At 64.1% G+C, this 21,144-nt stretch carries 21 protein-coding genes and 1 tRNA gene; 15 read left to right on the forward strand and 7 right to left on the reverse strand.

The genetic code is table 11. From position 1 onward, the window contains the following. The first annotated feature begins 50 nt into the window (after window positions 1–50). From A9D15_RS15500 to A9D15_RS15510, 3 genes are all read left to right on the forward strand, one after another. On the forward strand, window positions 51–827 hold the full coding sequence (locus A9D15_RS15500; RefSeq protein WP_066766683.1) for an alpha/beta fold hydrolase: 777 nt from the start codon (window positions 51–53) through the stop codon (window positions 825–827). Continuing rightward, the gene (locus A9D15_RS15505; protein WP_066766686.1) at window positions 824–1,822 is read left to right on the forward strand and encodes an LLM class flavin-dependent oxidoreductase; all 999 of its coding nucleotides are present in this window, start codon (window positions 824–826) and stop codon (window positions 1,820–1,822) included. Before A9D15_RS15500 ends, A9D15_RS15505 begins: the two co-directional genes overlap by 4 nt. A gap of 113 nt (window positions 1,823–1,935) precedes the next feature. After that, the gene (locus A9D15_RS15510; RefSeq protein ID WP_066766690.1) at window positions 1,936–3,168 is read left to right on the forward strand and encodes an NAD(P)/FAD-dependent oxidoreductase; all 1,233 of its coding nucleotides are present in this window, start codon (window positions 1,936–1,938) and stop codon (window positions 3,166–3,168) included. Here the strand turns inward: A9D15_RS15510 and queG are convergent. Then, window positions 3,165–4,211 (reverse strand): tRNA epoxyqueuosine(34) reductase QueG, encoded by a 1,047-nt coding sequence (gene queG, locus A9D15_RS15515; RefSeq protein ID WP_066766995.1) that lies wholly within the window; start codon window positions 4,209–4,211, stop codon window positions 3,165–3,167. The two genes, A9D15_RS15510 and queG, sit on opposite strands and share 4 nt — an antisense overlap. An 82-nt stretch (window positions 4,212–4,293) precedes the next feature. On the opposite strand from queG, the gene A9D15_RS15520 reads away from it, so the two are divergent. From A9D15_RS15520 to A9D15_RS15540, 5 genes are all read left to right on the forward strand, one after another. Then, window positions 4,294–5,298 (forward strand): ABC transporter ATP-binding protein, encoded by a 1,005-nt coding sequence (locus A9D15_RS15520; RefSeq protein WP_066766996.1) that lies wholly within the window; start codon window positions 4,294–4,296, stop codon window positions 5,296–5,298. Next, the gene (locus A9D15_RS15525; protein WP_066766693.1) at window positions 5,295–6,527 is read left to right on the forward strand and encodes an ABC transporter permease; all 1,233 of its coding nucleotides are present in this window, start codon (window positions 5,295–5,297) and stop codon (window positions 6,525–6,527) included. The genes A9D15_RS15520 and A9D15_RS15525 overlap by 4 nt, the downstream gene beginning before the upstream one ends. An 84-nt stretch (window positions 6,528–6,611) precedes the next feature. Continuing rightward, window positions 6,612–7,100, forward strand: a complete 489-nt coding sequence (gene msrB / locus A9D15_RS15530) for a peptide-methionine (R)-S-oxide reductase MsrB (protein ID WP_066766695.1) — start codon at window positions 6,612–6,614, stop codon at window positions 7,098–7,100. A 55-nt stretch (window positions 7,101–7,155) separates the two neighbouring features. Beyond that, window positions 7,156–9,093, forward strand: coding sequence for a 1-deoxy-D-xylulose-5-phosphate synthase (dxs, locus tag A9D15_RS15535; RefSeq protein ID WP_066766703.1), 1,938 nt, complete (start codon window positions 7,156–7,158; stop codon window positions 9,091–9,093). A gap of 14 nt (window positions 9,094–9,107) precedes the next feature. Next, window positions 9,108–9,488, forward strand: a complete 381-nt coding sequence (locus A9D15_RS15540) for a hypothetical protein (RefSeq protein WP_156521820.1) — start codon at window positions 9,108–9,110, stop codon at window positions 9,486–9,488. Here A9D15_RS15540 and A9D15_RS15545 read toward each other — a convergent pair. Next, on the reverse strand, window positions 9,485–10,162 hold the full coding sequence (locus A9D15_RS15545) for an NnrU family protein (RefSeq protein ID WP_066766708.1): 678 nt from the start codon (window positions 10,160–10,162) through the stop codon (window positions 9,485–9,487). The two genes, A9D15_RS15540 and A9D15_RS15545, sit on opposite strands and share 4 nt — an antisense overlap. Before the next feature lie 83 nt (window positions 10,163–10,245). Further along, a complete protein-coding gene (locus A9D15_RS15550) occupies window positions 10,246–11,892 on the reverse strand; it encodes a peptide MFS transporter (protein WP_066766710.1) in 1,647 nt (548 codons plus the stop codon). A 172-nt stretch (window positions 11,893–12,064) separates the two neighbouring features. Here A9D15_RS15550 and A9D15_RS15555 point away from each other — a divergent pair, with 172 nt between their 5' ends. The 7 genes from A9D15_RS15555 (at window position 12,065) to A9D15_RS15585 (ending at window position 17,941) form a co-directional block, all read left to right on the forward strand. Then, window positions 12,065–12,424 (forward strand): GntR family transcriptional regulator, encoded by a 360-nt coding sequence (locus tag A9D15_RS15555; protein ID WP_066766712.1) that lies wholly within the window; start codon window positions 12,065–12,067, stop codon window positions 12,422–12,424. Between the two features lie 246 nt (window positions 12,425–12,670). Beyond that, window positions 12,671–12,952 carry an integration host factor subunit beta gene (locus A9D15_RS15560; RefSeq protein ID WP_066766713.1) on the forward strand — a complete coding sequence of 94 codons (282 nt, stop codon included), beginning with the start codon at window positions 12,671–12,673 and terminating at the stop codon, window positions 12,950–12,952. 95 nt (window positions 12,953–13,047) lie between these two features. Continuing rightward, a tRNA-Leu gene (locus A9D15_RS15565) sits at window positions 13,048–13,132 on the forward strand. A gap of 199 nt (window positions 13,133–13,331) precedes the next feature. Then, a complete protein-coding gene (locus A9D15_RS15570) occupies window positions 13,332–14,003 on the forward strand; it encodes a PilZ domain-containing protein (RefSeq protein WP_156521821.1) in 672 nt (223 codons plus the stop codon). A gap of 161 nt (window positions 14,004–14,164) precedes the next feature. Continuing rightward, complete coding sequence (locus tag A9D15_RS15575) at window positions 14,165–15,733, forward strand: NAD(P)/FAD-dependent oxidoreductase (RefSeq protein WP_066766998.1); 1,569 nt, start codon at window positions 14,165–14,167, stop codon at window positions 15,731–15,733. Continuing rightward, window positions 15,730–16,152, forward strand: a complete 423-nt coding sequence (locus A9D15_RS15580; RefSeq protein ID WP_066766715.1) for a GtrA family protein — start codon at window positions 15,730–15,732, stop codon at window positions 16,150–16,152. The genes A9D15_RS15575 and A9D15_RS15580 overlap by 4 nt, the downstream gene beginning before the upstream one ends. Before the next feature lie 19 nt (window positions 16,153–16,171). Further along, the gene (locus A9D15_RS15585; RefSeq protein WP_066766716.1) at window positions 16,172–17,941 is read left to right on the forward strand and encodes a hypothetical protein; all 1,770 of its coding nucleotides are present in this window, start codon (window positions 16,172–16,174) and stop codon (window positions 17,939–17,941) included. On the opposite strand, the gene A9D15_RS15590 is transcribed toward A9D15_RS15585, so the two are convergent. From A9D15_RS15590 to purH, 4 genes are all read right to left on the reverse strand, one after another. Next, window positions 17,942–18,403 (reverse strand): Fur family transcriptional regulator, encoded by a 462-nt coding sequence (locus A9D15_RS15590; RefSeq protein ID WP_066767001.1) that lies wholly within the window; start codon window positions 18,401–18,403, stop codon window positions 17,942–17,944. A 94-nt stretch (window positions 18,404–18,497) separates the two neighbouring features. After that, complete coding sequence (gene msrA, locus A9D15_RS15595; protein ID WP_066766719.1) at window positions 18,498–19,160, reverse strand: peptide-methionine (S)-S-oxide reductase MsrA; 663 nt, start codon at window positions 19,158–19,160, stop codon at window positions 18,498–18,500. A gap of 23 nt (window positions 19,161–19,183) precedes the next feature. Then, a complete protein-coding gene (locus tag A9D15_RS17085; RefSeq protein ID WP_268237080.1) occupies window positions 19,184–19,309 on the reverse strand; it encodes a hypothetical protein in 126 nt (41 codons plus the stop codon). 141 nt (window positions 19,310–19,450) lie between these two features. Continuing rightward, entirely contained in the window at window positions 19,451–21,046 is a 1,596-nt protein-coding gene (gene purH / locus A9D15_RS15600) for a bifunctional phosphoribosylaminoimidazolecarboxamide formyltransferase/IMP cyclohydrolase (protein WP_066766721.1), read from the reverse strand. Between the last annotated feature and the right edge of the window lie 98 nt (window positions 21,047–21,144).

Raw genomic sequence — 21,144 nt, forward strand, 5'->3', positions numbered from 1 at the left:
CGGCCCTGCCTGCGGTTCCAATCGCGCCCGCCGTTCCTAGATAGGCGGTCATGACCGAAGCAGACCTTCCCGCAATCCGGCACTTCACCTCGGCAGAAGGGCTGGCGCTCGCCTATCGCCATGCGCCGGGCACCGGACCGCTGATCGTGTTCCTGCCGGGCTATATGTCCGACATGGCAGGCGGCAAGGCGACGGCAGCGATGGCCGATGCCATGGCGCGCGGGCAGGCCTGTTTGCTGCTCGACTATTCTGGCTGCGGCGAAAGCGAGGGGGATTTTGCCGACGGGACGCTGACCCGCTGGCGGGACGAGGTACTGGCGCTGATCGACCACGCGGGAGCGGGCACGGCCGACAGGCCCGTCGTCATCGTCGGCTCCTCCATGGGCGGCTGGCTGATGTTTCTTGTGGCGGAGGCATTGTCGGAACGCGCCGGGCCGGATGCGCTGAAGGCGCTGGTCGGCATCGCGCCTGCGCCCGACTTCACCGACTGGGGATATTCGGCGGATCAGAAGGCCGCGCTCGATAAGGGCGAGGTCTGGTTCGAGGACAATATCTACGGACCCGAACCGACGCCCTATCATCCCGCGTTCCATAACGATTCGTTCCGGCACCGGATGCTGTCTCGCGGTATCGCCGTGACGTGCCCGGTTCGCATACTTCAAGGGCAGCGCGATCCCGACGTTCCGTGGGAACTGTCGCTAAAGATCTCGGACGCGCTGACATCGCAGGACGTTCGATTGCAGATCATCAAGGACGGCGACCACCGCCTCTCGCGCGATTCCGATATCGCGCTCCTTCTCTCCACCATCGCGGAGGTCTCGGCATGAAGCTGTCGGTTCTCGATTTCGTCTCGATCCCCGAGGGCGGCACCGCAGCGCGGTCGCTCGCCGATACTGCGGACTATGCACGGCTGGCCGAAGACCTCGGCTGTCACCGGTTCTGGATGGCGGAGCATCACGGCATGCCCGGCATTGCCAGTTCCGCCGTCGCGGTCTGCCTTGCCCATGTCGGCAACGCGACATCGACGATTCGCATCGGTTCGGGCGGCATCATGCTTCCCAATCACAGCCCGCTGGTGATCGCGGAGCAGTTCGGCACGCTGGATGCGCTGTTCCCGGGCCGTATCGACCTCGGCCTTGGCCGCGCGCCGGGTGCGGATTCGCGGATCGGGCAGATGCTGCGCAAGGATCTGCACTCCGCCGCCGAACGCTTCCCACAGGATGTGACCGAACTGCGCGCGCTGCTGTCGGGCGATGGCAGCACCCCGCTTCAGGCCGTTCCCGGCAGGGGCGCGAACATCCAGATGTGGATCCTCGGCTCCAGCCTGTTCGGCGCACAGCTCGCCGCCCTGCTTGGCCTGCCCTACGCTTTCGCCTCGCACTTCGCGCCCGCCGCACTGGACGAGGCGCTGGCGCTCTACCGCGAGAATTTTCGCCCGTCGGCCGACTGTGAGAAGCCGCACGTCATGGTCGCGGCCAATTGCTATGCCGCCGACACGCGCGAGGAGGCCGAGCTTATCGCCTCCTCGATGGACCAGTCCTTCATCGCGCTGCGCACCGGCACGCCCGGAAAGCTGCCCCCGCCAGTGCCCGGTTATCGCGAAAGCCTGCCGCCACAACTGCTTGCCGGTCTTCGCGGCCTGCGCCGTGTCAGCGCCATCGGCACGCGCGAGGATGTGCGCGAAACCCTCACTGACCTCGCCGCCCGCACCGGCGCGGACGAAATCGTGCTTTCGGGCTCGACGTTCGATCCGGCAGCGCGGCGCTATTCGCTCGAACTGGCGATGGATGCCATGAAGGCAAGCGTCACCCCGGCGAACTGATCGCCCCGCCCTGCACCCTATTCGCTCCCCTTCACCGACGCCCCCGGTTTTTGCCACTTGAACCGGCCGCCGCTGGACGATAGCGCGTGGGACAAGGACCCGAGGGAGATAATATGGAACACGCCGACGTACTCATCGTGGGTGCAGGTCATGGCGGCGCAGCGGCAGCAGTCGCGCTTCGCCAGCAGGGCTTCGAAGGCAGCATCGTCATGGTGGGCCGCGAAAAGGAACCCCCTTACGAGCGTCCGCCGCTCTCCAAGGAATACCTCGCGCGCGAAAAAGAATTCGAGCGTCTTTACATTCGCCCGCCGCAGTTCTGGGCCGACAAGGACGTGGCCCTGCGCCTCGGCACCGAAGTCGTCGCGATCGAACCTGTAGGCAAGGTCGCCACGCTGACCGGCGGGGACGAGATCACCTACACCAACCTCATCTGGGCCGCGGGCGGCGATGCGCGCCGCCTGTCGTGTTCTGGCGCGGACCTCAAGGGCGTCCATGCCGTGCGCACGCGCGCCGACGTGGACCGGATGATGGCCGAAATCGACGCGGGCGCGAAAAAGGCCGTTATCGTCGGTGGCGGCTATATCGGGCTGGAGGCGGCTGCGGTACTGCGCAAGCTGGGCATCGAAGTGGTGCTGCTCGAAATGCTCGACCGCGTGCTGGCCCGCGTCGCGGGTGAGGAACTGTCGCGCTTCTATGAAAACGAACACCGTTCGCACGGCGTGGATCTGCGTCTCGAAACCGGCGTCGACTGCATCGAGGGCGACGGCGAGAAGGTGACCGGCGTGAAGCTGGCCGACGGCAGTATCGTCGAAGCGGACATGGTCATCGTCGGTATCGGTATCGTGCCCAGCATCGGACCTCTGATAGTCGCGGGCGCAGCGGGTGCGAACGGCGTCGACGTTGACGAATATTGCCGCACCACGCTCGACGACGTCTATGCGATCGGCGACTGTGCGGCCCACGCCAACGCCTTCGCCGATGGCGCGGTCATTCGGCTTGAATCGGTGCAGAATGCCAACGACATGGCCAAGACCGTCGCGATGAAGATCGCAGGCGAGAAACAGCCCTACCATGCGACGCCGTGGTTTTGGTCGAACCAGTATGACCTGAAGCTTCAGACCGTGGGCCTGTCGATCGGTCACGACGAAACGGTGCTGCGCGGCAATCCCGACGATCGCAGCTTTTCGGTCATCTACCTGAAGGAAGGCCGGATCATCGCGCTCGATTGCGTCAACAAGATCAAGGACTATGTGCAGGGCAAGAAGCTGGTCGAAGGCCGCGCGATGATCGACCGCGACGTGCTGGCCGACGATACGGTCGCGCTCAAGGAAATGGCGACAGCCTAAAGCCGGGCGAAAGCCCATTCCGCCGCTTCGGCAACGGTCGGGTCGGGGTCTTTCAGCAAGGCCCCGACCCGACCGCGAAGCGCCGCATCCCCGCTGTTGCCCGCCGCGATCAGGCAATTGCGCACGAACCGGTCTCGCCCGATCCGCTTGATCGGCGAGCCGGAAAACAGCGAGCGGAACCCCGCATCGTCCAGCGACAGAAGTTCGGACAGATGCGGTGCGGTCAGTTCCGCGCGCGGCAGGAACGCCATGTTCGCCGCCGCCTGGGCCGCAAAGCTGTTCCACGGGCAGACCGCAAGGCAATCGTCGCAGCCGTAGATCCTGTTCCCCATCGCTTCGCGGAATTCGTGCGGGATCGGGCCCTTGTGCTCGATGGTCAGGTAGGAAATGCACCGCCGCGCATCGACCACGCGCGGACTCGGAAAGGCATCGGTCGGACAGGCGTCGAGACAACGGGTGCACGAACCGCAACGGTCCGCGTGCGGCTCGTCGATCTCCAGCGGCAGCGTCGTATAGATCGCGCCGAGGAACAGCCAAGAGCCCTGGGTGCGACTAACGAGGTTCGAGTGCTTGCCCTGCCAGCCGATGCCAGCCGCCTCGCCAAGCGGCTTTTCCATCACCGGCGCGGTATCGACGAAGACTTTCACCCCCGCTTCGATGCCGATCTTGCGCGCTTCCTCGACTAGCCAGCGGGCCAGCCGCTTCAGCGCCTTCTTCACGACATCGTGATAATCGCGTCCCTGTGCATAGACCGAGATTCGACCCACCCCACCCTCATCCGCCAGGGCCAGTGGGTCGTGGGCTGGCGCATAGCTCATGCCTAGCGCAATCACCCGCTGCGCGTCCTCCCACAGGACTTGCGGCGCGGCGCGCTGGTCCTTGCGGTCTTCCATCCACTGCATCGAGCCGTGGCGGCCATCATCCAGCCATTCGCCAAGCCGCGACGCGCGCACAGGATCGGTCCCCGCATCGGCAATTCCGGCCGCGACGAAGCCTTCCTCGCCCGCCCGTTCCAGCAGGCGGCGGCGCAAGTCGATCAGCATTTCGGGGCCGATTTCCGGCATTCGTTGTTAACTCTATCTTGCAGTATGGCAGCGCATGGGGCGATTGTAGGAACGGATGGATATGACCAAAAGCCCCGACAAGGCGGAATTCGACCGCGCAGTGCAGGCCGACACCGGCACTCTCGCAATAGAAGCGCGCGATCTCGTCAAGCGTTTTGACGGTACCGTCGCGGTCGACGGGGTCGACATATCGGTGCCGGCTGGTACGATCTACGGCATTCTCGGCCCCAACGGCGCGGGCAAGACGACGACGCTGCGGATGCTCCTCGGCATCATCGATCCCGACAGCGGCACACGCAAGGTTCTGGGTAGCGAGAACCCCCATGCCATCGCGCACCGCATCGGATACCTGCCCGAGGAACGCGGTCTCTATCCCTCGATGAAAGCGGTCGACGCAATCGCCTTTGTCGGTTCGCTGCGCGGCCTGCCACGGGCGGAGGGGCGCGAACGTGGGCGCAAGCTGATGGAAGATTACGGCTTCGGCCATATCGCCGACCGGCAGATCCGCCAGATGTCGAAGGGACAGGCCCAGACGGTGCAGCTGCTCTCGACCCTGGTGCACAAGCCCGACCTCGTCGTTCTGGACGAGCCTTTCTCAGGCCTCGACGCGATCAGCCAGGGACGGCTCGAAAAGCTGATCCGCGGGCTTGCGACCGAGGGGACGACGGTGATCTTTTCCACCCACGTCCTCGCCCATGCCGAACGCCTGTGCGAACGCATCGCCATCATCGCGGGCGGCAAGGTCCCGTTCGAAGGTCTGGTCTCCACCGCCCGCGACCGGTTGCCGCCTCAAGTTCACCTCGAAACCCGCAACCTCGACGGCCCTTGGCGCAGTGCTCTGCCAACAGGGGCCGAGCCGCAAGTGAAGTCTTCGGGCGGCGCATTGTTCGATTTCAGCCTGACCGGCGAAGTCGAACCCCTGCTCGCCGCGCTGATCGAAGGAGGCGCCGGGATCGAGGCGCTGTCCATTGAACGCGCAGGACTTCACGATGCTTTCGTCGCCATCGCAGGCGAGGCTGCGGCCCGCGCGCTCGAAGAGGGAACCGCCGAGGGAGACGTCAAATGACCAGCCGGGCCTCGCGCTTCTGGCGCTCCATCTTCGTCATCGCGCGCCGTGATTACAGCGCGATCCTGTTCAGCCGGTCGTTCATCTTCTTCCTGCTCGGTCCGCTGTTCCCGATCGTCGTGATCGCGATGGCAGGCGGCATCGGGGCCAGCGTCAGCGGGCAACTCCAGAACCCGAAGCTCGGCATCGCGATGCAGGCCGAGGACGTGGATGCCTTCGTCGCCGCGCGCGACAAGCTGGCGCGCACCGTTCCCGATACGCCCGAAGTCGTCGTCGTCCTGCGGCTGAAACCGGGTGAGAACGTGATGACCCGTTCCCTGCTGGACCGCGTGAAGGACGGCAGCCCCATCGTCGCAATCCTGAGCGGACCGCTTTCGAATCCGAAACTGACTGGCGCGGGCGGACAGATCGACCGGTGGGAAGGCCCCGTCACCCTTATCGCCGCAGAGGCCATGCGCGGCGACACGACCGCCCTGCCCGCGGTCAACATGGAGCGCACGATCACCGCCAAGGCCGATACCGCGCGCAAGCGGATCAGGACGGCGCAGGCCTCGCAGACGCTGCTTTTCCTTCTTACCATGTTGCTTGCGGGCATGGTCATGTCGAACATGGTCGAGGAAAAGGCGAACAAGATCATCGAGGTGCTGGCCGCCGCCGTGCCGATGGACGCGGTGTTCTACGGCAAGCTGATCGCCATGCTGGGCGTCAGCCTGACGGGCCTTGCGGTCTGGGGCGTGTTCCTGTCACCCATCGCCATAGTCGGCGCAGGTCTGCCGACATTTGCAGCCCCTGCCGTGGGCTGGCCGTTGTTCCTGCTGTTCGGTCTGATCTACTTCTCGTTCGCCTACTTGCTGCTCGGTTCGCTTTTCCTCACCATCGGCGGGCTCGCCGCGACGGTGCGCGAGGTGCAGACGCTGTCGATGCCGGCAACAATGCTCCAGCTGATCGTGTTCTTCTTCGCCAGCTACGCGCTTGGGGCGCAGGGCGAACCGATCGAGTGGGTGGCGATCGTCTTCCCGCTGTCCTCGCCCTATATCATGCTGGCACGATCGGCGGTGGACGGGGCGCTTTGGCCGCATTTCCTCGCCATTGTTTGGCAGGCCTTCTGCGTCGCGCTCATCATCAAGGGCGGGTCGACCCTGTTCCGCAAGACGGTGATGAAATCGGGCCCGGCACCTGCAAAACGGAGCATCCTAGACCGCATCAGGGGCAAGCGCGAACCGGCCTGAATCGTGCCCGTGTGAAACCGGCGGGCAGTTTCGAGCGTATATCATTCATCCCCGCCTAAGCAGCGCCGGGATAGAACGGAGCGCATGGGACTACTGACGCGACGCAATACGCTCGGCCTTTTGTGCGCGAGCGCGATCATGCCGATCCTCGGCGCCTGCGGCTCGCGCCCGGCCGAGGCGCGCACTTATCCGCTGCAGCTGAGCGAGGACGAATGGCGCAAACGCCTGAGCCGCGAGGAATTTCGCATCCTGCGCCAGGCGGGAACCGAACGGGCCTTTTCCAATCCGCTGAATGATGAAAAGCGCAAGGGCACGTTCACTTGCTCAGGGTGCGGGCAGGCCCTGTTCTCCTCCACTACCAAGTACGAATCTGGCACTGGATGGCCCGCGTTCTATGCCCCGCTGAAAGGCGCGGTGGACAAGGATACGGACTACAAGCTCGGCTATCCGCGCACCGAAATTCTGTGTTCTAACTGTGGCGGGCACCTTGGCCATGTCTTCAACGACGGGCCAAAGCCGACCGGCAAGCGGTATTGCATCAACGGCGGCGCGCTTGACTTCAAACCGGCGTGACGAAAGCCTCACTCTTGGGTTCGACAGACGCGTTCTATCTGGCTAAGACAGCCCCATGACTGCCGAACCGGCCACACCACTGCTCGATACCGTCAACACGCCTGACGACCTGCGGAAGCTGAAGCGCGAGGACTTGCGCCAGCTTGCCGACGAACTGCGTTCCGAAATGATCTCCGCCGTCGGACAGACAGGCGGACATCTCGGGTCCGGTTTGGGTGTCGTGGAATTGACGACTGCCATCCACTACGTCTTCAACACGCCGGAAGACCGGCTTGTCTGGGACGTCGGCCACCAGGCCTATCCGCACAAGATCCTGACCGGGCGGCGCGACCGTATCCGCACCTTGCGCCAGGGCGGCGGGTTGTCCGGCTTTACCAAGCGGAGCGAGAGCGAATACGACCCGTTCGGCACCGCGCACTCGTCCACCTCGATCAGCGCGGCGCTGGGCTTTGCCATCGCCAACAAGCTGACCGGAAAGCCCGGCAAGGGCATTGCCGTGATCGGCGACGGCGCGATGAGCGCAGGCATGGCCTACGAGGCGATGAACAACGCCGAACAGGCCGGAAACCGCCTGATCGTCATCCTCAACGACAACGATATGTCGATCGCACCGCCGGTTGGCGGGCTATCGTCCTATCTCGCGCGGCTGGTTTCCAGCGGCCAGTTTCTGGGCTTGCGCGAACTGGCCAAGAAATTTGCCCGCAAGCTACCGCGCCCGCTGCACAATGCCGCGCGCAAGACCGACGAGTTCGCCCGCGGCATGGCCATGGGCGGCACCCTGTTCGAAGAACTGGGCTTCTACTACGTCGGCCCGATCGACGGGCACGATCTCGATGCGCTGGTCCCCGTGCTCGAAAACGTGCGCGATGCCGCCGAAGGGCCGTGCCTGATCCACGTCGTGACGACGAAGGGCAAGGGCTATGCCCCGGCGGAAGAATCGGCTGACAAGTATCATGGCGTCACGAAGTTCGACGTCGTCACCGGCCAGCAGAGCAAGAGCAGCGGCGGCCCGCCGAACTACCAGAACGTGTTTGGCGACACGCTGGCGAGGCTGGCCGAGACCGACGATCGCATCTGCGCGATTACCGCCGCCATGCCGAGCGGGACGGGGGTTGACCGGTTCGCCAAGGCCCACCCCGACCGTTCGTTCGACGTCGGCATTGCCGAACAGCACGCGGTGACTTTCGCGGCTGGCCTTGCCGCACAAGGGATGCGTCCTTTCGCGGCGATCTACTCGACCTTCCTGCAGCGCGCCTTCGATCAGGTCGTGCACGACGTCGCGATCCAGAACCTGCCTGTCCGATTTGCAATCGACCGCGCCGGGCTCGTCGGCGCGGACGGTGCGACGCACGCAGGATCGTTCGACGTGACTTATCTTGCCACCCTGCCCAACATGGTCGTCATGGCCGCGGCGGACGAGGCGGAACTGGTCCACATGACTTACACCGCAGCCCTCCACGACAGCGGACCGATCGCGTTTCGCTATCCGCGCGGGGCCGGCATCGGCATCGACCTTCCCGAAGTTCCCGAGCAGCTGGAGATCGGCAAGGGCCGCGTGGTGCGCGAAGGCAGCAAGGTCGCGATCCTCTCTCTCGGCACCCGCCTTGCAGAAGCGTTGAAGGCCGCCGATCAGCTGGAAGCCAAGGGCCTGTCGACCACGGTTGCCGACATGCGCTTTGCCAAGCCGCTGGACGAAGACCTGATCCGCAAACTCGCCGCGAGCCACGAAGTCCTTGTGACGATCGAGGAAGCCTCCATCGGTGGTCTGGGCGCCCATGTCCTGACGATGGCCAGCGATGATGGTCTGCTGGATGCGGGCCTCAAAATCCGCACCATGCGTCTGCCCGACGTTTTCCAGGACCACGATGCGCCCGAAAAGCAGTACGACGAAGCAGGCCTCAACGCCCCGCACATCGTCGATACGGTGCTTAAAGCGCTGGGTAAGGACAATCTGGGCCACAACAGCGCAGGCGTGGAGGAAGCGCGGGCCTGATCATCCCGGGCTGGTTGCTGGCAATCGGCTTCGTGGTCTGCGGATTGGCAGTCTGGTTCGCAGTAGCCTTCAGGGACACCCGCAGCCAGATCGCGACGACGAAGGCGCGCCGCCCCAATCCATCGCGCGATGAATTCATCGAGATGATGGCTTGGGATTGTCCGGAGTACGTGGCCGTTTTCCTATGGGAGACGGCAATGCCTTATCTTGCGCCCCACCCCGACGACGATCTTCTCCGCGACCTGCCGATAGACGAGGACGACTGGTCGATGGACTGGCCGCGTGATTTTGCGACCCAAGAGGGTTTTCACGAGAGCAATCTGCCTGACTGGCCCAAAGGCTGGGCGACGACGATCCGAAACTACGGACGCTGGCTGAGCATGGGTCCCGTCTAACCCAACCAGCGCCACACACCCGCCGGAATACCGCCCAGCGGCATGTGCGAAAAAGTAATCGCCAGCCACGCCACAAGCGCGACGAACCACGTCACGATGCTCGCCCCGGCCAAGCCCGACAAATTGGGCCAAAAGCTCGTCTTCGCCTCCCACTCCGGCCAAGCCGGGTCGAGCTGTTCCTTTTTCTTGTCCTGCAGCGCCGCGCCTGCCAGCGCGAGAACGATGAAGGCGCCCATGAAAACGAAGGTTCGCGCATCGGGCATGACGAGGATGTGCGCTGCGCCCCAGATCGCGATCCCCCACATCATCGGGTGGCGCGTGATCAGGAAGACGCCGGCAGGCTCCTTGCCCGCCGCCTTGCCTTCCGAACCGGGCAGCGCGGGATTGCCGCGAAAGCTGCCCACCAGAAGCACGAGCGCTACGATCGTCAGCACGCTGGCGACGATCCATGCCCAGTCGCTCATCGGCTCGAACAGCCATGGTCCGCGTGGGGCCTTGGCGAAAGCGTGGCCCATGCCGCCCAGCGTGATCAGCGCCACCAGCGAATACAGAGCGAGGAAACCCTTCTCACCAAGCTTGGCGACGAGCGGCGCGCGGGCCGGGTGGGAGAGGATGAAATGTGTGCCGACGAAAAGGACGGCAGCGGAAACCAGTGCGGAAAGTCCCAAGGGCATCGCTGCCTCCCGACGATGATGGCACGTCGCGGCAGGCTAGCGTGTGGTGGGCGGCGCGCAAGGCCCCGCCCACCGGACCCGCCTTATTTCCGTTCGGGATGGATACCCGCAGCCTGCGGCTCGCCCAGTTCGGCATCTCCCGCCAGTTCCTCATGCGCCTCGTGCTCGCCCAGCGCGTCGAGGTGCATCCACTTCTTGACGATCGGGCTGAGCGCCAGGACGACAACGCCGATGCCGATCGTCCACCAGCCGATCTCGTTGTAGATGGAAAGCGTCAGTTCCTTGCTCATCTCGCCCGATTCGCCTCCGGTGGCTTCACCGATCTTGCCGGCCACGAAGCTGCCCACCGCGGTCATGTAGAACCATGCGCCCATGATGAAGCTGCCCAGATGCAGCGGGGCGAGGCGCGTCATGGCCGAGAGACCGACCGGCGACAGGCAAAGCTCGCCGGTCGTGTGCAGCAGGTAGATGAGGAACACGAAGAGCACGCCCGTCATCACCGCCGGATCGCCGGTGCCCGCGCCCCAGACGAAGACAAGGAAGCCCGCGCCGACCTGGAACAAGGCAAGGGCGAACTTGGCCGGTGCCGACGGTTCTAGCCCGCGCTTCCCAAGGAACTGCCACAGCGCCGCGAAAAGCGGGGCAAAGATGACGATGTAGATCGGGTTGATCGACTGAAACAGCGAGGTCGGGACCCCGCCCTTGTCGACGAACTTGTCGGTATAGAGGTTCAGCGAACCGCCTGCCTGTTCGAAAAGGCCCCAGAACACGGGGTTCAGCGCGATTAGGAACAGGATCGCAAAGATGCGTTCACGCGCCTGCTTGGGCAGCTTGAACGCTTCGTAAAGCGTGTAGGCCAACATCGCGATACCGCAGACGATCAGCAGACCCTGAATCACGTCCTGATACTGGATCAGGAACCAGATCACAGCGACCGAGGCCGCGCCCACGACGTAGAGCGTGGTCTCGAGACGCTTGGCTAGCGGTGCCGGCGGCTCGCCTTGGCCCTTCAGGGCAGGCTTGCCGACGACGAAGATGATGAGGCCCAGGACCATGCCGATGCCGGCAAGTCCGAAGCCCCACGACCAGCCGATCGTCTCGCCCAGATAACCGACGAGGATGGTGCCCAGCGCCGCACCGACGTTCACGCCCATGTAGAAGATCGTGTAGGCCGCATCGCGGCGCGTGTCGGTCATCTTGTAGAGCTGGCCGACGATCACGGAGATATTGGCCTTCAGAAAACCTGAGCCGACAATGATCAGCGCCAGTGCGAGCCAGAACACGTTGATCGCGAAATCGGCTTGCTTGACCGCCGCATCGGTCACGCCCTGCATGCCTTCATAAGCCATCGCGAGGTGACCCAGCGCCAGCACGACGCCGCCGAACAGTACCGCCTTGCGCTGACCCAGCCAGCGGTCGGCAAGGTATCCGCCCAGCACCGGCGTGATGTAGACGAGACTGCCGTAGGCGCCGTAGATCAGGCTGGCCTTACCGTCGGAAAACAGCCAGAATTTCGTGAGATAGAGGATCAGCAGGGCGCGCATGCCGTAGAAGGAGAAACGCTCCCACATCTCTGCATAGAACAGCACGAATAGCCCGCGGGGGTGGCCGATGACCTCCTCGCTCTTGCGCATGGAGATGACGCCGCCGATGGCCAGCACGGCAAATAGGGCGACCGCGGCGATGGCTGCGATCCAGTCGCCTTCGGTCCAGAGGCTGATGTCCTTCATGTAAGCTCGTCTTCCCCGGTATTTTCGTGTGTGTCCGTTTCTGGGGTGCAAGCCTTAAAGCGCTTTGCCGCATTGTGAAGGGTTTTGTTGCAATTGAGACCATCTCCGATGACCAGAATGCAATCGCCCGAAAGCTTGACCCGACACGCTGTATTATGGCACTAGACCACCTATGCCACGCTCCACCGGAACCCAGGCCACGCGCCCCGTTTACCTGCGTCTGCGGGACCTGATCGCCGCAGCGATCATCGACGGAAGCTATCCGGAAGGCGAATTGTTGCCATCTGTCCGCGCCTTCGCCGCCGAACAGGGCGCCAATCCGCTGACTGTGGCCAAGGCCTACCAGCAGTTCCAGGACGATGGTCTTCTGGAGGTCCGCCGCGGGATCGGTATCGCGGTCGTGCCGGGTGCGCGATCGCGCCTGGTGAAGGCAGAGAGGGACCAGTTCCTGACCGAAGAATGGCCTGCGGTCGCCGAACGGATCCGCTTGCTCGACCTCGATCTCGACATGCTGATGGCGCGTTCGGAATGACCGGTCTGTATCGGACAGCACCGCAAACTGTCCCGAAATCTTATCATATGTAATAGATATTGCGACTTTCCCGCCGGGATGGCACACTTATTCAAGTGGTTGCGGGCAGGGGATGATCTTTTTTCCGGCTTCGCAGTCGCTGACCTCCCGTGGTGAAGGGGTGCCACGGGTTCTGGCAATGTTACCGCCTTTGCCGGCGGTATCTGTCGCAAGGGGGTCGCGAACTCTTCGACAGGCGGGGTAGACATGATTAGATCGGAACTCATCGAAGCGCTTGCGCAGGAAAATCCCGAACTTCGGCCCGAAGAGGTCGAGGCCGTGGTCACCTGCTTCTTCGACACGATCGCCGAACGGCTGGCCAGTGGCGGCCGGGTGGAACTTCGTGGTTTCGGTGCCTTCTCCACGCGCGAACGCGCCGCCCGCACGGGCCGCAACCCGCGCACCGGCGAGACCGTCGAGGTGCCCGGCAAGCGCGTGCCTTACTTCAAGGCCGGCAAGGACATGCGCGACCGCCTTAACGCGGACTGATCGCTGTTGCCCGCGCAATCGGGCACGTCTTTCACAACCTGCTGAAATCTCGCCATTGCGCGCCGCGGTCGCGCATCCTAACGCTGCGATCGCGTGCGGACGTGGCGGAATGGTAGACGCCGGGGACTTAAAATCCCCTGTACTTTGTACGTGCGGGTTCGAGTCCCGCCGTCCGCACCACGTTTTCCAAGCGTTCCGACCTGTTCCAAAGTTAACGTGTCGCACTGGCGATACGGGAAAACTACTCAGGTCCATCCTGCTGCTTTTCCACGCTAAATTAACGAATTGACTGCATCCTTCCGGGTAACAGGGCCCCGTGAAAAGCGCCGTTTTCGGGCCCCCGAAGACCGCAACTGGCGCGAATGAAAGAGCGGGCAGCGTGAATGACCTGAGTCCTTCGCAATTCAATGGCCATCGCGTCGTTGGTGAACCGTCGGTGCGCGATCCCCAGCGGATACCGATCATCCGGACGGCCAAGCTCGTCTTTTCCGATGCCGAATACCCTTGCGTACTGCGCGACATTTCCGGCAGCGCGCTTCGCGTGAAGCTCTACGGCGCGCCGGTCGAGGAAGGGGCGAGCAGCTTTCATCTCGAATTCGGCGACGGGGACCGGTTCGAGGTGAGCGCGATCTGGGTCAGGGATGACCAGGCCGGACTGTCCTTTGCCAAGGAGAACGACCTGATGGCGCTGATCGGAGAGCATGGCCCATTCCGCAAACGCGCGATCCGCATCTCGGTCGAGCTTCCTTCGTCGATCAAATCGCTGGGCCTCATGATCGACGTGCATATCCGCGACCTGTCGCACGAAGGCGCGCAGATCCTGAGCGAGACGATGTTCTCGATGGACCAGCAGGTCCGCATCCAGATACCCCGCTTGGGCGAAGTCTATGCCAAGGTCCGCTGGCGGCAGCACCCCTCATACGGTCTGGCCTTCGTGGAAACCTTCCGGTTCGACCAGATCGCGGCGGTGGCAAGCGACCTTCAGGCCCTTTCGCGCGAGTGGCGCAAGGAAGGCACGCCTGGCCCGCGACCGGACGACATGGCGGCCTGATTCACGCGGCCTGCCCGCCGCACATTCGAAAAGCTGCAAAAAGAGGCCGCGAAAGCACCGCGTTAACGTCCTCTTAGCCATTTTCCTGCACGAATTGCCTTGGGTCGCCGCTTGGCGACGGAAGTTTTGCACAAGGGGGCACCGTGCAGCAGGGCACCGAAATGAAGCAGGGCAATTCCGAACTGGACGTCGACGTCGTGATCGTCGGCGCGGGACCGGCCGGTCTGACGGCGGGGTACCTGCTGACGAAGGCCGGAAAATCGGTCGCCGTGATCGAGAAAGACGACACCTACGTCGGCGGCATCAGTCGCACGGTCGAGCACGAAGGCTATCGTTTCGACATCGGCGGGCACCGCTTCTTTTCGAAGTCCAAGGCGGTGGTCGACCTGTGGAACGAGATCCTGCCCGACGACTTCATCTCGCGCCCACGGATGAGCCGCATCTACTACGAGGGCAAGTTCTACTCCTACCCGCTGCGCGCTTTCGAGGCGCTGCGCAATCTCGGCATCTGGCGTTCGACCGTCTGCATGGCGAGCTTTGCCAAGGCGCAGATCTTCCCGCGCAAGCAGATCAAGAGCTTCGAGGACTGGACCGTGAACCAGTTCGGTGAAAAACTGTTCTCGATCTTCTTCAAGACCTACACCGAGAAGGTCTGGGGCATGCCGTGCGATGAAATGAGCGCGGACTGGGCCGCCCAGCGCATCAAGGGCCTTTCGCTCTGGGGCGCGGTGACCGACGGGCTCAAGCGTTCGCTCGGCCTCAACAAGCGTCCGAACGACGGGATGCAGGCCAAGACCCTGCTTGAGGAATTCCGCTATCCGCGCCTTGGCCCCGGCATGATGTGGGAAGCAGCCCGCGACAAGGTTCGCGAAGGCGGCAACCAGGTCCTGATGGGCCACGCCCTGCGCCAGCTCGCCGCCGACAGCAAGGGCGGCTGGCGCCTCAGTGCGACGCTGGCCGACGGCAGCGAACGGGTGATCCGCGCCCGCCACGCGATTTCCAGCGCCCCGATGCGCGAACTGGCGGCGCGCCTTGCCCCGGTTCCGGCCTCGGTCCTAGACGCCAGCGGGCTGAAGTACCGCGACTTCCTCACCGTGGCGCTGAAGGTCAAGTCGAAGGACCTGTTCCCAGACAACTGGATCTACATCCACGACAGCAAGGTTCAGGTCGGCCGTATTCAGAATTTCCGTTCGTGGTCGCCCGAAATGGTGCCCGACAGCGATGTCGCCTGTGTCGGCCTTGAATATTTCTGCTTCGAAGGCGACGGCCTCTGGGCATCGTCCGACGACGATCTCGTCGCTCTCGCCACGAAGGAAATGGAAATCCTCGGCCTGTGCGATCCGGCGGATGTCATCGGCGGTTCGGTCGTGCGCCAGGAAAAGGCCTACCCCGTCTATGACGAGGACTATGCCGAGCGCGTTAAGGTCATGCGGGAAGAACTGGAAGCCAAGCATCCCACCCTGCACCTTGTCGGACGCAACGGCATGCACCGCTACAACAACCAGGACCACGCGATGATGACCGCGATGCTGACGGTCGAGAATATCATGGCGGGCGAGCGCATCTACGACACGTGGTGCGTGAACGAGGACGCGGAATACCACGAGGCCGGCAACGAGGGCGACGAGATCGAACTGCCCCGCTACTCGGCAGAAGACCGCGCCGCCGCGCTGTCCTCGATGCGCGACGTTCCCGAGCCGGTCGCACCCGAGAAGAAGGACGCGGCATGACCGACGTCGCGGCCATCAGGCGCTTTGTCGCCTACGGCTTTGCCAGCGTCGCGGCGCTGGGCGTGGACCTTGCCTGCTTCTTCGCGCTGATGGCCATGCACGTCGCGGCTCCTGCCGCGGCAGCGGGCGGCTATGCGGCGGGCATCCTTGCCCACTGGTTCGCATCGAGCCGCTTTGTCTTTACCGGCCGCGTCGCCAGCGAAGGCAAGGCCCGCGCGGCCCAGCAAGGCCTGTTCGTTGGCTCCGCGCTTGTCGGCCTCGCGCTTACCTGGGCGATCGTCGCGGCCTGCACCGCGATGGGCATCGATGCGCGCGTCGCCAAGCTGATCGCCATCGGCGCCAGCTTCTTCGCCACCTTCCTTTTGCGCCTGCGCTTCGTGTTCACCGAAGACCAGGCCGCACCTGCCGGCACAAACTGACGCGGCGGTGGAGGGGATCATGATCGGAGAGCGCCGCCGCCACGGATTCGAAAAGGCAATGATTGCCCGGATTACGCTGATCTGGGCGATCGTTTCGGCGCTTCTTCTTGCCACGCAATTTCGCAACATTGCCGCCGTCATCTATCCCGACGGGGACGACATCCTGCGCCTCTTGCAGGTGCGCGACTGGCTGAACGGGCAGACCTGGTTCGATGTCACGCAATATCGCGTCGATCCGCCCGAAGGCACGCCGATGCACTGGACGCGGCTGGTGGATGTTCCGCTGGCTGCGATCATCGTATTGCTGACGCCGGTCATCGGAAACAGCGGTGCGGAAATCGCGGCGTCGGTCATCGTGCCGCTGGCGACGCTCTGGCTCGTGCTCATGCTGATCGGCCGCATCAGCTTCAAGATCTTCGACGAGGAAGCGACAGGGCTCGCCTGCCTCGTCGCCGCGATGTCCACCTCGCTCCTCAACCAGCTTCGCCCGATGCGGATCGACCACCACGGCTGGCAGGTCGTCTGCGCATTGGTCGCGGTCAATGCGCTGATGGCGCGCAATGCGCGGCAGGGCGGCTGGATCGCCGGATTCGCCATGGCGGCGTGGCTGGCGATCAGCCTAGAGGCAATCCCCATGGTCGCCGCCATCATGGCCGTGGGCCTGTGGCGCTGGATGCGCTGCTGGCATGAACGGACTTGGCTCGTCTCGATGCTGCAGTCGATCTTCGTCAGCTCGCTGGTGATCTATCTCGCTACCAAGGGGCTGCCGATGGGTGCTTCGGTCTGCGACGCGATGGCCCCTGCCCCGCTTGCCGCGATGGGCATTCTCGCCATCGGCGCGACGGGTCTCGACCGCGCCACGCACCGTCCGTTCAGCTTTGCGCTGATGGCCTTTGGCGCGCTTGGCGTCGCGGCTGTCGCGGTTGAATTCACACTGGCCCCGCAGTGCACCGGCGGGACATTCGCCGAACTCGATCCGCTGACCCGCTCGCTCTGGCTGGGCAATATCGCGGAAGGCCGTCCGATCTGGGAAGGCAGCATCAGCCTTGCCTTGCTCAAGGTCATTCCGCCGCTGATCGCGCTCGTCACGATGTGGAACCTTATCAGGCGGCACAACGACTGGCTGGGCCGCTGGCACCAGGAATATGCCTTTCTGCTGATCGTCGCGCTGGTCGTCGGCTGCCTTGTTGCACGCACCAGCGTCTATTCCGCCGCGCTCGCCGCCGTGCCGCTGGGCTGGCAGCTCAAAGTCTGGCTACGCTCGATCCGCACACTGAAGGAACCCGGCAAGCAGGCCGCGGCGGCGGCAGGCATCATCACGGCGCTGGCACCGGCGGTACCGATCTCGCTGCTCATGGCTGCTGCGCCGACGCAGGCCTCGACCATCACATCCGCGCCGGTGGTTGCGGTGGCCGACTGCGACATTCGCGCGGCCCTACCCGCGCTGGGCGCAACGCCCGCCCGTATCTTTGCGCCGATCGACCTTGGTCCGCGCATCTTGCTCGACAGCCCGCATTCGGTGCTCGCGACCGCGCATCACCGCGCCGATGTCGCGATTGCCGACACGATGCGCGCTTTCATGGATTCGCCTGACGAGGCCCGCGCCATGCTGGACCGCCGCGGCTATGACTACATGATGCTGTGCACCGGCATGAACGAAGTGAACGCCTATGCGACGATAAAGCCCGACGGCTTCGCCGCCGACTTGCAGAAGGGTGAAATTCCCGATTGGCTCGAACCGGTTGAGAATGAGAGCCAGAACGTCCTCGTCCTGAAAATCAGGGGCTGATCAACCGCGACAGGCGGCGCAGACCCCGCGCAGTTCGACCACGGTTTTCAGCTCCTCGAAACCCGCCGCACCCGCAGCGCCGCGCAGTCCTTCGGTCAGGCGATCGTCGTCGATGTGTTCTGCGATCCCGCACTTGTCGCAGATCAGGAAGATACAGTCGTGCCGGCACCCCGGATGGCGGTTCACCAGATAGGCGTTCGCGCTCTCGATCCGGTTGGCAAGGTTCGTCCGCACGAACAGGTCGAGGATGCGATAGACGCTGTTGGGCGCAACCCGCTTGCCTCGCTGCGCCGACAAGGCATCGGCAATGTCGTAGGCCGAGGCCGGAGCCTCGTTCACGGCCAGCGCATTGAACACGTCGGCGCGCATGTCTGTCCACTGCTCACCCGCATCGGTCAGCGCCCCGCGCGCCGCGCGCACAAGCGCTGCGCCTTCGTGTTCGGCGTGGGAATGGTCGTGCATGTCCGTGCAGGTCATGCCAGCGATATAGGGCCTGCCGGAGCGCAAGTCATCCCGCCCGTCACGCGGGCCGGAGTCACTCCCTGCGGAAACGGCATCAGTTCTTGCGGAAAGTCGCGGTATAATCCGCCGGGAACAGCGTCTTCAGCGCCTCGACCTTCGGGCGGTCCCAGCGGCGGATGTAGCCGTGGTTCGGGTTCTTCGCCATGAAATCCTGGTGATAGGCCTCTGCCCGATAGAAGGTGTCCTGCTTCTCGATCTTCGTGACGATCGGCTTGTCCCACAGCTTCGCCTTGCCCAGCTGCGCGATATAGGCCTTGGCCACCCGCGCCTGTTCCGCGCTGGTGGGGATCAGCGCGCTGCGATACTGGCTACCGTGGTCCGGCCCCTGCCGGTTCAGCGTGGTGGGATCGGCAACGACGGCAAAAAAGATGCGCAGCAATTCGTCATAGCGCACGACGCTGGGATCGTACGTGACCTTCACCGCCTCGGCATGGCCGGTCGAACCAGTCGTGACTCGCTTGTAGCTGGCATCGCGCTTGCTGCCGCCGTGATAGCCGCTGACCGCGCTGGTCACGCCCTTCACGTGGCTGAAAACGCCCTCGACGCCCCAGAAACAGCCACCTGCAAAGATTGCGGTCTTGAGCCCGCCTTCTTCCTTCGCACGGATCACTGCGGCCGGAGTCGCCACCGCCTCTTCGCCCGAGGCAGCAATCGCGGGTTGCTGGCACGCGCTTAACAGAGCGGCGCCAGCGAGCATCAGAAATGTGGAGCGGAAGGTGTTCAGCCCAGGACCGACGCGATGGCCTGCGCTTCGATCGGGAAGCCCGACACCGCGAAAAGCCCGGCTGCACCCAGCGCGAAGCCGATCGCGAAATTGCGGATAAGGCTGCTGTCGATGAGTGGCATGGCTTTGTCTTTCGTGACCGGTGTTTGCGTTTCTGAACTTGGTAAGCACGGTGTTAACCCGGGTCCGCTGAAGAAAGGATGAACTCTACCCCATCCTTTCGTTCAGGAACCTGAACCGGTTACAGCAGCGCCTACGAAAAATCAGTGCCGGAAGTGGCGCATCCCGGTGAAGACCATGGCAAGACCGGCATCGTCGGCGGCCTTGATGACGTCTTCATCGCGGATCGAACCGCCCGGTTGAATCACCGCCGTCGCGCCTGCTTCTGCTGCCGACAGCAGCCCGTCGGCAAACGGGAAGAACGCGTCGGAGGCGACCGCGCTGCCGACCGTCTTCGCCTCTGACCAGCCATAAGTCTCGGCAGCTTCGGCAGCCTTGGCGGCCGCGATGCGCGCCGAATCGCGGCGGTTCATCTGGCCCGCGCCGATACCGGCGGTCTGACCGTCCTTGGCGTAGACGATGGCGTTCGATTTCACGTGGCGGGCAACGGTCCAGGCGAACAGGCAATCCTTCAGCTCCTGTTCGGTCGGGGCGCGCTTGGTTACGACCTTGAGGTCGGCCTCGGTCACGGCGGCGCTGTCGCGGTCCTGAACCAGCAGGCCGCCTGCGATGACGACCTGATTGACGCCGGGACGGCGCGGATCGGGCAGGCCGTCGGACAGGAGCAGGAGGCGCAGGTTCTTCTTCTTGGCGAATATGGCCTTGGCCTCTTCCGTGGCATCGGGGGCGACGACGACTTCGGTGAAGATCTTGGTAATCGCCTCTGCCGTTCCGGCATCGAGCGGGCGGTTAACCGCGACGATACCGCCGAACGCGGAAACCGAATCGCAGGCGAGCGCCTTGTCCCACGCCTCTTCCAGCGAGTTCGCGGTGGCGACGCCGCAGGGGTTGGCGTGCTTGACGATCACCACGGTCGGCGGGCCGTCACGAAATTCGGCACACAGCTCCAGCGCGGCGTTCGCATCGTTGTAATTGTTGTAGGACAGCTCCTTGCCCTGCACCTGCATCGCCTGCGGCAGGCCAGATACGTGGGGACCTTCGGGCAGGTAGAGCGCCGCTTCCTGGTGCGGGTTTTCGCCGTAACGCAGGGTACCCGCGATCTTGCTGGCCATCGTGCGGCGCGGCGGGAATTTCTGGCCCTGGTCGGCATAGGCGAACCACTGGCTGATCGCGCTGTCATAAGCGGCGGTCGCGGCGAAGGCCTTGGCGGCGAGCATCTTGCGGAAATCGTATCCGGTCGCGCCGACGCCTGCGTCCATTTCGGTCACCAGCGCCGGATAATCGGCAGGGTCGGTGACGATGGCGACATATTCGTGGTTCTTCGCGGCAGAGCGCACCATCGACGGGCCGCCGATGTCGATATTCTCGATCACGTCGTCACGGCCAGCGCCGCTCATCACCGTCTGCACGAAGGGGTAGAGGTTGACGATGACGAGATCGATCGCGCCGATGCCGTGCTGTTCCATCGCGGCGGCGTGTTCGGGATTGTCGCGCACCGAAAGAAGCCCGCCGTGGACCATCGGGTGCAACGTCTTCACGCGGCCGTCCATCATCTCGGGGAAACCGGTGATGTCGGACACGTCCTTCACCTCAATGCCCGCTTCGCGAAGGGTGCGCGCAGTGCCGCCGGTCGAGACCAGTTCCACCTTGCGAGCGGCCAGTGCCTGACCCAGTTCGACGAGACCGGTCTTGTCCGACACGGACAGGAGGGCACGGCGAATCGTAACGGGTTTTTCCATGAAGGCGGCCTTTCGCGCAGGAACGGTTGGGAGTTCGCCCGTGCCTCTAGGCCGTGGCCCTGCGGTCCGCAAGCACCCGAGAGGCCGATATCGCGTGC

The organism is Croceicoccus pelagius, assembly GCF_001661915.1.
GTDB lineage: Bacteria > Pseudomonadota > Alphaproteobacteria > Sphingomonadales > Sphingomonadaceae > Croceicoccus > Croceicoccus pelagius.

What these genes read in the sequence shown, in the direction of transcription:
- A9D15_RS15500 (WP_066766683.1), top strand. Translation starts at nt 51, where the DNA reads ATGACCGAAGCAGACCTTCCCGCAATCCGGCACTTCACCTCGGCAGAA.
- A9D15_RS15505 (WP_066766686.1), top strand. Translation starts at nt 824, where the DNA reads ATGAAGCTGTCGGTTCTCGATTTCGTCTCGATCCCCGAGGGCGGCACC.
- A9D15_RS15510 (WP_066766690.1), top strand. Translation starts at nt 1,936, where the DNA reads ATGGAACACGCCGACGTACTCATCGTGGGTGCAGGTCATGGCGGCGCA.
- queG (WP_066766995.1), bottom strand. Translation starts at nt 4,211, where the DNA reads ATGCTGATCGACTTGCGCCGCCGCCTGCTGGAACGGGCGGGCGAGGAA.
- A9D15_RS15520 (WP_066766996.1), top strand. Translation starts at nt 4,294, where the DNA reads ATGACCAAAAGCCCCGACAAGGCGGAATTCGACCGCGCAGTGCAGGCC.
- A9D15_RS15525 (WP_066766693.1), top strand. Translation starts at nt 5,295, where the DNA reads ATGACCAGCCGGGCCTCGCGCTTCTGGCGCTCCATCTTCGTCATCGCG.
- msrB (WP_066766695.1), top strand. Translation starts at nt 6,612, where the DNA reads ATGGGACTACTGACGCGACGCAATACGCTCGGCCTTTTGTGCGCGAGC.
- dxs (WP_066766703.1), top strand. Translation starts at nt 7,156, where the DNA reads ATGACTGCCGAACCGGCCACACCACTGCTCGATACCGTCAACACGCCT.
- A9D15_RS15545 (WP_066766708.1), bottom strand. Translation starts at nt 10,162, where the DNA reads ATGCCCTTGGGACTTTCCGCACTGGTTTCCGCTGCCGTCCTTTTCGTC.
- A9D15_RS15550 (WP_066766710.1), bottom strand. Translation starts at nt 11,892, where the DNA reads ATGAAGGACATCAGCCTCTGGACCGAAGGCGACTGGATCGCAGCCATC.
- A9D15_RS15555 (WP_066766712.1), top strand. Translation starts at nt 12,065, where the DNA reads ATGCCACGCTCCACCGGAACCCAGGCCACGCGCCCCGTTTACCTGCGT.
- A9D15_RS15560 (WP_066766713.1), top strand. Translation starts at nt 12,671, where the DNA reads ATGATTAGATCGGAACTCATCGAAGCGCTTGCGCAGGAAAATCCCGAA.
- A9D15_RS15575 (WP_066766998.1), top strand. Translation starts at nt 14,165, where the DNA reads ATGAAGCAGGGCAATTCCGAACTGGACGTCGACGTCGTGATCGTCGGC.
- A9D15_RS15580 (WP_066766715.1), top strand. Translation starts at nt 15,730, where the DNA reads ATGACCGACGTCGCGGCCATCAGGCGCTTTGTCGCCTACGGCTTTGCC.
- A9D15_RS15585 (WP_066766716.1), top strand. Translation starts at nt 16,172, where the DNA reads ATGATCGGAGAGCGCCGCCGCCACGGATTCGAAAAGGCAATGATTGCC.
- A9D15_RS15590 (WP_066767001.1), bottom strand. Translation starts at nt 18,403, where the DNA reads ATGCACGACCATTCCCACGCCGAACACGAAGGCGCAGCGCTTGTGCGC.
- msrA (WP_066766719.1), bottom strand. Translation starts at nt 19,160, where the DNA reads ATGCTCGCTGGCGCCGCTCTGTTAAGCGCGTGCCAGCAACCCGCGATT.
- A9D15_RS17085 (WP_268237080.1), bottom strand. Translation starts at nt 19,309, where the DNA reads ATGCCACTCATCGACAGCAGCCTTATCCGCAATTTCGCGATCGGCTTC.
- purH (WP_066766721.1), bottom strand. Translation starts at nt 21,046, where the DNA reads ATGGAAAAACCCGTTACGATTCGCCGTGCCCTCCTGTCCGTGTCGGAC.